The organism is Polynucleobacter sp. MG-5-Ahmo-C2 (assembly GCF_018687735.1).
In the GTDB taxonomy this organism is placed as follows: domain Bacteria; phylum Pseudomonadota; class Gammaproteobacteria; order Burkholderiales; family Burkholderiaceae; genus Polynucleobacter.
Genome location: NZ_CP061304.1, coordinates 1,638,501 through 1,650,931 on the forward strand (window position 1 = coordinate 1,638,501; position 12,431 = coordinate 1,650,931).

The 12,431-nt window shown below is 46.7% G+C and carries 10 protein-coding genes; 3 read left to right on the forward strand and 7 right to left on the reverse strand.

Features of this window, described 5'->3' with window-relative positions; genetic code table 11:
• Positions 1-3: 3 nt before the first annotated feature.
• From C2740_RS08370 to C2740_RS08400, 7 genes are all read right to left on the reverse strand, one after another.
• Positions 4-657 (reverse strand): DUF502 domain-containing protein, encoded by a 654-nt coding sequence (locus C2740_RS08370; RefSeq protein ID WP_215293176.1) that lies wholly within the window; start codon positions 655-657, stop codon positions 4-6.
• A 52-nt stretch (positions 658-709) separates the two neighbouring features.
• Entirely contained in the window at positions 710-2,296 is a 1,587-nt protein-coding gene (gene ubiB, locus C2740_RS08375) for a ubiquinone biosynthesis regulatory protein kinase UbiB (protein ID WP_215293178.1), read from the reverse strand.
• A 3-nt stretch (positions 2,297-2,299) separates the two neighbouring features.
• Entirely contained in the window at positions 2,300-2,920 is a 621-nt protein-coding gene (locus tag C2740_RS08380; protein ID WP_215293180.1) for an SCP2 domain-containing protein, read from the reverse strand.
• A 53-nt stretch (positions 2,921-2,973) separates the two neighbouring features.
• Entirely contained in the window at positions 2,974-3,882 is a 909-nt protein-coding gene (locus tag C2740_RS08385; protein ID WP_215293182.1) for a Tim44 domain-containing protein, read from the reverse strand.
• A 68-nt stretch (positions 3,883-3,950) separates the two neighbouring features.
• On the reverse strand, positions 3,951-4,694 hold the full coding sequence (gene ubiE, locus C2740_RS08390; protein WP_215293184.1) for a bifunctional demethylmenaquinone methyltransferase/2-methoxy-6-polyprenyl-1,4-benzoquinol methylase UbiE: 744 nt from the start codon (positions 4,692-4,694) through the stop codon (positions 3,951-3,953).
• Positions 4,694-5,080, reverse strand: a complete 387-nt coding sequence (locus C2740_RS08395; RefSeq protein ID WP_215293186.1) for a gamma-butyrobetaine hydroxylase-like domain-containing protein — start codon at positions 5,078-5,080, stop codon at positions 4,694-4,696. The genes ubiE and C2740_RS08395 overlap by 1 nt, the downstream gene beginning before the upstream one ends.
• Positions 5,080-8,919, reverse strand: coding sequence for an FAD/FMN-binding oxidoreductase (locus tag C2740_RS08400; RefSeq protein ID WP_215293187.1), 3,840 nt, complete (start codon positions 8,917-8,919; stop codon positions 5,080-5,082). The genes C2740_RS08395 and C2740_RS08400 overlap by 1 nt, the downstream gene beginning before the upstream one ends.
• 134 nt (positions 8,920-9,053) lie before the next feature.
• On the opposite strand from C2740_RS08400, the gene ilvA reads away from it, so the two are divergent.
• From ilvA to queF, 3 genes are read left to right on the forward strand one after another with little or no spacing between them, the layout of a single operon-like run.
• Positions 9,054-10,574, forward strand: coding sequence for a threonine ammonia-lyase, biosynthetic (ilvA, locus tag C2740_RS08405; RefSeq protein ID WP_215293189.1), 1,521 nt, complete (start codon positions 9,054-9,056; stop codon positions 10,572-10,574).
• A 28-nt stretch (positions 10,575-10,602) separates the two neighbouring features.
• Positions 10,603-11,514: a 5'-nucleotidase gene (locus C2740_RS08410; protein WP_215293191.1), complete on the forward strand. Its 912-nt coding sequence runs from the start codon at positions 10,603-10,605 to the stop codon at positions 11,512-11,514.
• Between the two features lie 17 nt (positions 11,515-11,531).
• Positions 11,532-12,359, forward strand: coding sequence for an NADPH-dependent 7-cyano-7-deazaguanine reductase QueF (queF, locus tag C2740_RS08415; RefSeq protein WP_215293193.1), 828 nt, complete (start codon positions 11,532-11,534; stop codon positions 12,357-12,359).
• Positions 12,360-12,431: the final 72 nt, after the last annotated feature.

The following is a 12,431-nucleotide window of genomic DNA, read 5'->3' on the forward strand; positions in this document are numbered from 1 at the left end:
AAATCAAAAATGGTGTGGTGACTGGGGTGTAGTCAATCCACTAGAACTATTGGGTGGCACAGAGCCCATTGAAACAATATGCTTCAAAGCCTCTTCTACACTCATCTCAAGTTCGATCGTTTGTACACGCGGCACGATCATGAAAAAACCAGAGGTGGGATTCGGGGTGGTTGGCAGGAATACGTTGACATAATCCTCGCCCAATTTAGCGGTCACTTCTCTTGCGGGTACACCGGTTTGAAATGCAATCGCCCAAGAATCAGCATGGGGGTAACGAATTAACAAAGCCTTACTAAAGGCTTGGCCACTTCCAGAAAATAAGGTTGACGAAACTTGTTGAACGCTGGAGTAGATCGAACGCACAATTGGAATGCGATTAACAAGCTTATCCCAGATCTTCAACCACCATTGGCCTGCAAAACTAATCGCAAGCAATCCGGTAAACATAATGACTGCAATAACAATCAATATTCCCACGCCTGGAAGATCGCGAAAATGCTGCATATCCAATGCGGCATCGCTTGGAAGAACCACAATGATGGCGTGCATCACTGAACCAAATACACCGTCAAGCAAACCTAATCCCCAGCCAATCACCCAAACGGTGACTGCTAGTGGTGCCCAAACAAGGATGCCTGCGATAAAGTATTTTTTCATGTGTTCTGCCTAGCCCGCTATTTTAGCGGTTTAGAGTGTAAAGAGCGAAAGACTAATAAATGCCTAAGCCGATGATCAAAATTCCGACTAAAAAACCACCGGCAAAGAGCAAAGCCCCCACGATTAGGCGATGAGTGCGCCTTTCCTCGAGCAAAAGAGCCTTTAAAACCTCTAACTCACCGTTTTGGTCTTTTGTCTGATTTCTGCCTTGGGTCAAACTATCGGCAATTAAGCGAGGCAAAGTTGGCAGAATCTTGGCCCAAGCGGGTGCCTCTTCCTTTAAGCCATCTATTAGCCCACGCCAGCCCAATTGCTGGCTGATCCATTTTTCTAGAATCGGCTTAGCAGTTTTCCATAGATCTAGATCGGGATCCAATTGACGTGCTAGACCCTCAACATTCAAAAGGGTTTTTTGCAACAGCGTTAACTGGGGCTGAATTTCTACCTTAAAGCGGCGCGATGTTTGGAATAAACGCATTAATACAAGGCCAAGAGAAATTTCTTTAAGTGGCCGATCAAAGTAAGGCTCGCACACTGAACGCACTGCGCCCTCTAATTCTTCAACGCGTGTATTAGCGGGCACCCATCCAGATTCAATATGTAGCTCTGCAACGCGACGGTAGTCACGATTAAAGAAGGCTAAGAAATTTAATGCCAGGTAATTCTTATCAGACTCACTCAGTGCACCAACAATACCAAAGTCTAAAGAGATAAAACGTCCAAAAGTTTCTGGCTCCAAGCTAATCATAATATTTCCGGGATGCATGTCTGCATGGAAAAATCCATATTCAAACACTTGCGTGAAAAATATCTCCACGCCATCGGCGGCTAATTTTTTAAAGTCCACCCCAGCCGCTCGTAACTCTACAGTTCTTCCAATAGAGATGCCATACATTCTCTCCATCACCATGACGTTGGTATGACACAAGTCCCAATACATCTCAGGGATCATCAACTGACGCGAGTCCGCAAACTGTCTGCGCAACTGACTCGCATTAGCAGCTTCACGCATTAAATCTAATTCATCATGCAAGTAAGTATCGAACTCAGCAACGTTCTCGCGGGGCTTTAAGCGACGACCGTCTTCAGAACTCTTTTCAATAATCCTAGCCAAGTCATACATTAAGGCCAAGTCACCCTCAATCACCGGCAAAATACCAGGACGCAGAACTTTGATTGCAACAGCCTTACGATCCCACTCAGGATGTTTTTGGGTGGCGCGCAAGATCCCAAAGTGCACTTGCGCAACTGAGGCACTTGCTACTGGTGTGGCGTCAAAACTAATAAAAACTTCCTCAATCGGCCGGCCAAGCGCTTCCTCAATTAAGCGACGCGATTCTTCATTGGAAAATGGGGGGACTTGATCTTGTAGCCTTGCTAATTCATTAGCAATATCTTCCGGCAATAAATCTCGACGTGTTGACAGCACTTGTCCAAATTTTACAAAGATCGGTCCAAGCGCTTCGAGCGTCAAACGAATACGCTCACCCCTAGGCAAGTTGCCACCCGGCGAGGTCCAACAGACAACCGTGAGTATGCCTCTACCAATTCCTGGTTTAAGAATATCGCGCAAGAGCGGCAATAGACCATAACGCCAAGCGGTAAAGAAAATAAAACAAAGACGAGCAATTCGACGCACGATTTATTTAGCCTTTTGCTCTAAGAGTTGAATACGTTTTTCCATGCGATCTACAAATTCACGCAAGTCACTTAATTCGGCTTTGTAAGTAATAAAGTCTCGTTTGTTCAAAAGCACTTTTCTCTCTTCACTGACATACTCCACAACATTGTCCAGCAAATCAGAGGCAGCAGAACGAGATGCAGCAACCCATTTCTTACCTTGCTTGACGGCAAAGTTCGCAGGCGCATCACCAACTAATTGAGCCAAATCTTCCTCATACTCCCAGCGGAGTTGGCCAGCTAAACGCCCTATTAATTGAGCTAAGTCTGCATCGCCGCCAATCTTTACGGCTTTAAAAGCTTGCTCACGCAAACTGCCTGAGCTCACTACTAAATCACTTAAGGCCTTGCTTGAAACTTCTAAGGTTAAGGAAGGGCTATCAATCTCTTCCAAGGCATTTAATAAGCCAGTTGCAGCAATTTCAAAGCAAAAATTACCCAAAGGTAACTTCAGCAAAATTGTTTTACCAGCATGTTTAGCTAATTCAGATAATCCCCAAGACTCACTACTCAATACATGATTCATCCCGCGACAGGCAGCGCCGGCAGCAATCATATGGGCAGAAGATAAATGCGTGTTCATGAGTGTAAAAAACCCGCACTAGTGCGGGTTTTCCAATGGAAAGTACCTAGAGCTTAAACCAACTGGGAGATACCCGCTAGTACCCAGCCCCCAGGACCCTCAACAGGCTTGCTTAGATTCCAGATTTCGGAGAAATCACTTGCCGGAGCGCCTTGCTGCTCACGAATCATGCCACTGAACTGAACGCTGCAGAAATAATGCGCGTCAGCGGTCTCAATACCAATGAGTCGGGCATTAATAGTAACCACATCCGTTTGATTAGTGCTGTCTGTGCGACCCGCTAAATCTTGCTGGATTGTGGAGAACATCTCGGGCGTTGTAAATTCACGCAAAGAGGCAAGATCACCCTGATCCCAAGCTTTCTGCAAAGTTGCAAAGTATTGCTTCGCATTCTCTAAAAAAGCATGCTCATCAAAACCCGGTGGCAATGTCGATTGAAACGCTTGTGGCTCAGTACTCATACCGCCAAATGCATTTGCAGCTGGAGTGAAGGCGGGCTCTTGTCTGGGAGCTTGCTCAACACTGGTTCGCTGCATCCCAGTAGGAAAATTAGCAGTGGTGCCAGGGCTAGACATTGCAGGGAGTAATTTGCGAATGACGAACATAATCACAAACCCTGCCAAGGCTGCAATCAACAAGCCAGTAATCAATGAGGATGCCGCTTCCCCCATGCCAAAATGAGACAAGAGATAGCCGATACCCAAGCCAGCGGCTAAGCCACCCAAGAGGCCACCCATGCCGCCAAAGCGACTAGGTGCAGGTGCTTGCGGGGCTGTGGCTGGAGCAGTTGGCTGAGCCTGTTGCGCTGGCTTTTGAGCCGGAGTAGCTTGTCGTTGCATTGGTGCACTAGGCGCGCGCCCCATGCTTTTACCGCCACCCAAACGAGCAGCATCAACTTGACCAACGGATGCGAATATCAAAGTAAGGCTTAATAGAACTGCTTTGAAAAAATGTTGATTCATTTATGTTTACCCCTTCTTATAACTGCTGAACTTCTTTAGTTTTTAAGAGCTTAAAAACTATACAACTATTAGTATTTAATACCAATATGTAAGGCAACGATACCCCCAGTCATCCTGTGGGTTTCTACCTCATCAAAACCAACGCCTAACATCATTTCTTTGAGGGTTTGGGCATCAGGGTGCATCCGAATCGATTCTGCTAAGTAGCGATAGCTTTCCGAATCTTGTGCAATCTTCTCACCAAGCCAAGGTAAAACCTTGAATGAATAAGTGTCATATACGGGCTGTAAGAAGGCATCCGGCTTTGAAAATTCCAATACAAGGACCCTTCCACCCGGCTTAATCACGCGACGCATTTCACCTAGAGCAATATCCTTATGGGTCATATTGCGCAAGCCGAATGCCACTGTAACGACATCAAAATGATTATTCGGAAACGGGATCTTCTCGGCATCAAATTGCACACAAGGTAAAGCCATGCCGCGATCTAATAAACGATCACGACCAACCCCCAACATGGAGGCATTGATATCGCTTAACCAAACTTGTGCATCAGGATTACAACCCCAATCAGCCGCTTTTGCAAATGCTGCCGCAAGATCGCCAGTGCCTCCTGCAATATCTAAGACCTTTTGTCCAGGGCGGACATTTGCGCGAGCAATCGTCATTTTTTTCCACATGCGATGCAGGCCAAATGACATTAGGTCATTCATCACATCGTATTTACTGGCTACCGAATGGAAAACCTCAGCAACCTTGCCAGCTTTTTCAGTCTCATCAACACTTTGATAACCGAAGTGGGTTTTACTCATCAATGACTTCCACAAGAATGGCCAGCCTGAATCATCGGTGCATCACGATCAAGGCCTGCTGCTGCTAATTTTCCCAAATGCTCATTCCACAACTGTTCCTGGTTCTCGCACAAGAATTGCAAATAATCCCAAGAATATAGGCCTGAATCATGCCCATCCGAAAAGCTCGGCTTTAATGCGTAATGCCCAACGGGCTCAATATTGGCAATCAAAACATCTCGTTTACCGGTTTGCAATGTTTCCTGTCCCGGTCCATGGCCTTGAACCTCAGCAGACGGTGACAACACTCTTAACAATTCGAATGGGAGGCGATAGGTATTGCCGTTTTCATAAGAGAGTTCAAGCACTTTAGACTGCTGGTGCACGACGATATTACTAGGAATCATTAAACTAATACCCTTTCAATGCCGCCTTGATTTGCCTTGGCGACATAATCTTGCATCCAGTTTTCACCAAGTAATTTCTGAGCCATTTCAACCACGATGTAATCCGCAGTGGTATCACTATCGGCATCAAAGCGAGTTAAGCCTTGTAAGCAAGATGGGCAACTTGTTAATACTTTGACGTCGCCAGTGAAATTATCTTTACGCAAATCATTTGCAGCCTTTTCCATTTCAATCTGCTTGCGGAAACGCACTTGAGTAGAAATATCAGGACGGGTAACGGCCAATGTTCCGGACTCACCACAGCAACGATCATTCTTCGCAATCGCTTTACCATCTTCCAATTGAATCAGCTCGTTTACAGTCTTTAAAGGATCTTGTAATTTCATTGGTGAGTGACAGGGGTCGTGATACATATACTTCACGCCCTTTACTCCAGAGAGCTTGACTCCTTTTTCTGCCAGGAACTCGTGGATATCGATAATGCGGCAACCAGGGAAAATCTGTTCAAATTGATAGCCAGCCAATTGGTCATAACAAGTGCCACAAGAAACTACTACAGTCTTGATGTCCAGGTAGTTCAGTGTATTGGCAACGCGGTGAAATAACACGCGATTGTCAGTAATCATCTTCTCAGCTTTATCGAAGTCACCATTACCACGCTGTGGATAGCCGCAGCACAAGTAACCCGGTGGCAATACTGTTTGCACACCAACATTCCAAAGCATGGCTTGAGTTGCCAAGCCCACCTGTGAGAACAGACGCTCAGAACCGCAACCAGGGAAATAAAAAACTGCCTCAGTATCTGCAGAAGTTGTTTTTGGATCACGAATAATGGGCACATAATTCGCGTCCTCGATATCCAATAAGGCGCGAGCAGTTTTCTTGGGCAAATTGCCAGGCATTTTCTTGTTTACAAAGAAAATCACCTGCTCTTTGATGCTCGGCTTGCCAACAGTTGCTGGTGGATGCGCTGTTTGCTGTTTAGCAAACTTGCGCAATACATCATTACCTAAGCGCTGTAACTTGTAACCCCAACCAATCATGGTCTTGCGGGCTAAATGAATCGTTTCTGGGCTGGTCGCATTCAAGAAGAACATCGACGCCGCTGTACCAGGATTAAAACGTTGCTGACCCATCTTGCGTAGGAGATTGCGCATATTCATTGTCACATCACCAAAGTCAATCTTGACTGGACAAGGCGTTAAACACTTATGGCAAACCGTGCAATGCGCTGCTACGTCATCAAACATTTCCCAGTGGCGAATCGAAACTCCGCGGCGGGTTTGCTCTTCGTATAAGAAAGCCTCGATTAATAAGGAAGTGGCCAGGATTTTGTCCCGTGGGCTATACAAAAGATTTGCACGTGGGACGTGGGTAGAGCAAACAGGTTTGCACTTGCCACAACGCAAGCAATCTTTCACGCTATCCGCAATTGCACCGATATCACTTTGCTGCATGATGATCGACTCATGGCCCATTAAGCCAAAGCTCGGCGTATAGGCCATACTCAGATCCGCGTGTGGCATCAGCTTGCCCTTATTAAAGCGACCCTCTGGGTCCACACGATTCTTATAGCTACGGAAGTCTTTTAATTCAGACTCTGTTAAATACTCAAGCTTAGTAATTCCAATACCGTGCTCACCAGAAATTACTCCATCTAAGGAACGCGCCAATTTCATGATGCGATCTACTGCACGATGGGCATCCTGCAACATCTCATAGTCGTCAGAGTTAACTGGAATATTGGTATGTACATTGCCGTCACCAGCATGCATATGCAAGGCCACGAATACGCGTTTGCGTAAAATATTTTTATGGATTGCTTCTAGCTCAGCGAGAATCGGCTCAAATGCTAAGCCGCCAAAAATGATACGCAGCTCAGTGCGCACTTCTTCTTTCCACGAGGCACGCAAGCTATAGTTTTGCAGTTGCGGGAAATAAGTATCCATCTGCGTAAGCCAATCAGCCCAGCGACTTCGCACCTGAGTAATCCGCTCCAGGGCCTGCTGAACTCGATCTCCCAAAATCTCTGCTGTGGGAATCTCATATTCCGCATCACTTTTGCCCAGTGGCAAAGCACTCTTTTTCAAGAAGGATTCAAGGCCGTCCAGTACTTGTAATTTATTTTTGAGAGACAACTCAATATTGATGCGCTCAATGCCATCGGTGTACTCGCCCATGCGCGGGAGAGGAATTACGACGTCTTCGTTGATCTTAAATGCATTGGTATGGCGCGCAATTGCTGCTGTACGAGCGCGATCTAACCAGAATTTCTTACGAGCTTCTGCACTAACCGCCACAAAGCCTTCGCCAACGCGTAAGTTCGCCATACGAACCACTTCGCTGGTCGCAGCTGCAACAGCCTCTTCATCGTCACCAGCAATATCGCCAATCAAGACCATCTTAGGCAAGCTATTGCGCTTAGATTTTGTTGAGTAACCAACTGCCCGCAAGTAACGATCATCCAAGTGTTCAAGGCCGGCCAAAATCGGGCCACCCTGCTTACTTAAGCCGTCAAGATAAGCCTTGATTTCAACAATGCTAGGAATTGCTTCTCGCGCTTGCCCAAAGAACTCAAGGCATACAGTGCGCATATACTTTGGCATGCGATGCAGTATCCAAGTTGCGCTGGTAATTAATCCATCACAACCTTCTTTTTGTACGCCAGGCAAACCAGACAAAAACTTATCTGTAACGTCTTTACCCAAACCTTCTTTACGGAAACGCTTACCTTCAACTTCTAGTAATTCTGTTTTCAGAATGCGCTGGCCTGGCTCACTATTGCCATCAGACCAGGTTAACTGGAAACGAACGATTGCAACATCATGAATCTTGCCAAGATTGTGCTCAAGACGCTCCACATCTAACCAGTTACCTTGAGGGTCCACCATGCGCCAGCTAGCCAAATTATCGAGTGCAGTGCCCCATAAAACAGCTTTTTTGCCACCAGCATTCATGGCAATATTGCCGCCGATACAACTTGCGTCAGCGGATGTAGGATCAACCGCAAACACTAGTCCAGCATGCTCAGCAGCATCGGATACACGACGGGTTACAACTCCAGCACCTGTGAAGATCGTGGACACCTCATGCTCAAGGCCAGGTAGCCGCTTGGATTTAACCCCGCCGATATCTTCTAATTTTTCAGTATTAATTACCGCAGACATGGCATACAGAGGAATAGCGCCACCGGTATAACCAGTACCACCTCCACGAGGAATAATCGTCAGACCTAATTCAACACACGCTTTTACTAGGCCCGGAATTTCAGATTCGTAATCGGGCTTTAAAACAACGAGTGGAAACTCAACACGCCAGTCAGTTGCATCAGTGACGTGTGCAGCACGTGATACACCATCGAAACAGATATTGTCGCTAGCGGTATGGCGGCCCAATTCTTTGCGAGCGCGCTTACGAATTTGCTCCACTTCTTTGAAGCCGTTTTCAAAACTGTCGATGGCACGGTAAGCAGCATTCAACAAAATCTCTACTTGATCGGCTGAGTCACCACTATTTCGTTTTTTGACTTCGCCCAAGCGATGCCATAAAGCATCAATCAATTGTTTGCGACGAACAGGGCTATCTAATAAATCATCCTGCAAAAAAGGGTTGCGTTGAACCACCCAAATATCGCCCAAGATTTCAAATAACATCCGCGCCGAGCGGCCAGTGCGCCGCACCCCACGCAAATCATTGAGAACGCGCCAAGACTCCTCGCCCAATAAGCGAATAACAATCTCTCGATCAGAAAAGGAGGTGTAGTTGTAAGGAATTTCGCGCAGCCGGGGGGAACCCGCCTCAGCGTCCAACAACTGGTTCAAAGCTAGTGGAGCATTCATAGCAACATATTTGATAAATAAGCATTTTAATTGAGCGAACCTGATAGTGGCAGGAAAAGGTGAAAGCTGCTCCCCGAAGGGATAAACCCTTGCAAATCTAAGGGCTTAGGGGTCATCCGTGGTACGCTCATTGGATGGCAACGAACTATTTAAAGAAAATTTTATCGGCTCGCGTCTATGACGTAGCCAGGGAAACCGAGCTCCAGCTCGCCCCCGAACTAACAAAACGTTTGGGCAACCAGGTCTTCCTAAAAAGGGAAGATAACCAACCGGTTTTCTCCTTCAAACTCCGAGGCGCCTATAACAAGATGGCCCATTTACCCCCAGAAGCCCTAAAACGCGGTGTGATTGCTGCTTCTGCTGGCAACCATGCTCAAGGGGTAGCCCTTTCAGCCGCCAAAATGAAGTGTAAGGCTGTCATTGTGATGCCGATTACGACGCCAAGCGTCAAAATTAATGCAGTTAAAGCCAGGGGTGGTGCTTGGGTAGAAATCATCCTCCATGGCGAGTCCTATAGCGACGCCTTCAAACATTCAGAGATTCTAGGCAAAAAACGGGGTCTGACTTTTGTTCATCCATTTGATGATCCCGATGTAATAGCGGGACAAGGAACAATCGCCCAAGAAATTTTTGCACAATACCAAGAATCAATCGACGCAGTATTTGTAGCAATTGGTGGTGGCGGTTTAATTGCTGGCATCGGCGAATATGTCAAAGCGGTGAGCCCAAAAACCAAAGTCATTGGCGTTCAAGCTTCTGACTCTGACGCTATGAATCAATCCCTCAAAGCGGGTAAACGCATTGAGATGAAAGATGTTGGCTTATTCTCTGACGGCACCGCAGTCAAACTCGTTGGTAAAGAAACTTTCCGCATCTGCAAAAAAGTGGTTGATGAAATCATCACCGTTGATACCGATGAAATCTGTGCGGCCATTAATGATGTCTTTACTGACACCCGCAGCATCCTGGAGCCAGCTGGCGCCCTAGCCATTGCAGGCATGAAAAAGTATGTTGAAAAGAAGCGCATCAAGAAGAAAACCCTTGTAGCAGTTGCTTGCGGTGCCAATATGAATTTTAGCCGTTTACGCTTTGTAGCAGAACGCGCAGACGTGGGCGAATTCCGTGAAGCGGTCTTTGCAGTAACGATTCCCGAGGAGCGCGGCTCTTTCAAGCGCTTCTGTGAATTACTTGGCAAGCGTAATGTGACTGAATTTAACTATCGCATTGGCGATCAAAGTGAAGCCCACATCTTCGTTGGCATCAGCACCCAAAAGGCTGGAGATAGCGAAGCAATTGCAAAACATTTTCGTAAAGCCAAGTTTGCAACGATAGACCTCACGCATGATGAATTGGCCAAGTCTCACTTGCGCCATATGGTTGGCGGCCACTCTGCGCTCGCTAAAGATGAATTGCTCTACCGCTTTGAATTCCCAGAGCGTCCAGGTGCGCTCATGAAATTCCTCACCAGCATGGCGCCCAACTGGAACATCAGCCTGTTTCACTACCGCAATCATGGTGCGGACTATGGTCGCATCCTAGTTGGTATTCAAGTTCCCGAGAATGAGCAGAAAAAATTTCAGACCTTTTTAGCAAAATTGGGCTACCCGCATTGGGATGAAAGTCATAACCCAGCATATCGCCTTTTCCTCAAATAATGTTAGATACCTAAAACGCAATTTATCAATGTCATACACGCTCACCGGAAAACTTGTCGTAGCGATTTCATCGCGCGCCCTGTTTGATTTCGAGGAAGAAAATCGCATCTTCGAATCGACGGATGACAGCGCTTACATGAAATTACAGCTTGAGCGTCTTAGTGAGGCCGCTCAAAGAGGCGTGGCATTCCCACTGGTAAAGAAACTCTTAGCCTTTAATGAGGAAGGTGAGCAACGTGTTGAGGTGGTGATTCTTTCTCGCAATGACCCAGTTAGCGGCTTACGTGTATTTCGCTCCGCTGAGCACCATGGATTACATCTCGAGCGCGGTGTATTCACTAGAGGCCGCCCTCCTTATCATTATCTGCGCTCACTGCATGCAAATCTTTTCTTGTCTGCCAATGAAGATGATGTGAGGGCCACGATTGATGCAGGCTTTCCAGCAGCACGCGTCTATCCAGAATCCAGTAAAACTGCCGAGTCCCACCCAAATGAAATCCGCATTGCATTTGACGGAGACGCAGTGCTTTTCTCCGATGAAGCTGAACAAGTGTTCCAGAAAAAAGGGTTAGAGGCTTTTGTGGATCATGAAAGCAGGAAAGTGGATATCCCACTACCTCCAGGCCCCTTTAAACCCTTACTCGAAGCGTTACACAGATTACAGCGCTCTACCAGCGAGAACGGTATGCGCATTCGCACTGCACTAGTAACCGCACGCTCTGCTCCTGCTCACGAACGTGCCATTCGCACCTTAATGGCATGGGGTATTGATGTTGATGAGGCTATGTTCTTGGGCGGCTTATCGAAGAGCGAGTTCTTAAGAGAATTCGAGCCAGACTTTTTCTTTGATGATCAAACTGGTCACTGCCAATCTGCTGCATCGGTTGCGCCTACCGGTCATGTTGTATCTGGTGTATCCAATAAACCAAAAAGCAAATAACAAAGCAAGCTACCGCAATGGCTACACTTCCACTTGGACAATCAACTCAATACCCAGATCAATACGATCCCAGTTTGCTATTTCCCATCCCGAGATCTGAGAACCGCAAGAAGCTAGGCCTCAAAGAGAATCAAGCTTTACCGTTTGTTGGCGTTGATATTTGGAATGCCTTTGAGCTGAGCTGGCTAAATAAAAAAGGTAAGCCACAAATTGCCTTGGCGGAGTTTCAGATCCCCGCAGATTCTCCCAATATGATTGAGTCCAAATCCTTCAAGCTCTATCTGAATAGCCTCAACAGTGCGCACTTTGAGGATGAGAATGAAGTTAAAGAACGACTCATCAATGATTTATCGAAAGTCGCCGGCAGCAAGATCACCACTCGGATGAATCCAACTGAAACCATTGCTAAAAAAGGAATGCAGGAGATGGGGGGCATTTTGATGGATCGTCTTGATATTGAGATTGACCCAAGTTTGCCGGCAGATCCAAGACTATTAGGTGTCAACGAATCTTTTGGCCCCATCGAACAATGCCTAGTTTCACACCTGCTCAAATCGAATTGCCCCGTGACGGGCCAGCCAGACTGGGCAAGCGTACAAATCCGTTATCAAGGCAGGCCAATTCTCGAGGAAGGCTTGCTGCGCTACCTCATTGGCTTTAGACAACTCGGTGAGTTTCACGAACATTGCGTCGAGACCATCTTTGCCGACATCAAGCGTGAGTGCAAACCTGAAAAGTTATCGGTATATGCCCGCTATACAAGACGAGGTGGCTTAGATATCAACCCTTTTCGCACCGATCACAATTCTCCTTGGCCCGAGAACGTTCGGCACGCAAGACAGTAGGCAAATAAAAACCCCTTGTAGGAAATCCTAGAAGGGGTTTTTGCTATTACGGCAATTGCCGCGCTAGTTGGC

Bases quoted from the DNA above. Each gene is read 5' to 3' on its own strand.
- C2740_RS08370 (WP_215293176.1), bottom strand. From the start codon at position 657: ATGAAAAAATACTTTATCGCAGGCATCCTTGTTTGGGCACCACTAGCA.
- C2740_RS08380 (WP_215293180.1), bottom strand. From the start codon at position 2,920: ATGAACACGCATTTATCTTCTGCCCATATGATTGCTGCCGGCGCTGCC.
- C2740_RS08385 (WP_215293182.1), bottom strand. From the start codon at position 3,882: ATGAATCAACATTTTTTCAAAGCAGTTCTATTAAGCCTTACTTTGATA.
- ubiE (WP_215293184.1), bottom strand. From the start codon at position 4,694: ATGAGTAAAACCCACTTCGGTTATCAAAGTGTTGATGAGACTGAAAAA.
- C2740_RS08395 (WP_215293186.1), bottom strand. From the start codon at position 5,080: ATGATTCCTAGTAATATCGTCGTGCACCAGCAGTCTAAAGTGCTTGAA.
- C2740_RS08400 (WP_215293187.1), bottom strand. From the start codon at position 8,919: ATGAATGCTCCACTAGCTTTGAACCAGTTGTTGGACGCTGAGGCGGGT.
- ilvA (WP_215293189.1), top strand. From the start codon at position 9,054: ATGGCAACGAACTATTTAAAGAAAATTTTATCGGCTCGCGTCTATGAC.
- C2740_RS08410 (WP_215293191.1), top strand. From the start codon at position 10,603: ATGTCATACACGCTCACCGGAAAACTTGTCGTAGCGATTTCATCGCGC.
- queF (WP_215293193.1), top strand. From the start codon at position 11,532: ATGGCTACACTTCCACTTGGACAATCAACTCAATACCCAGATCAATAC.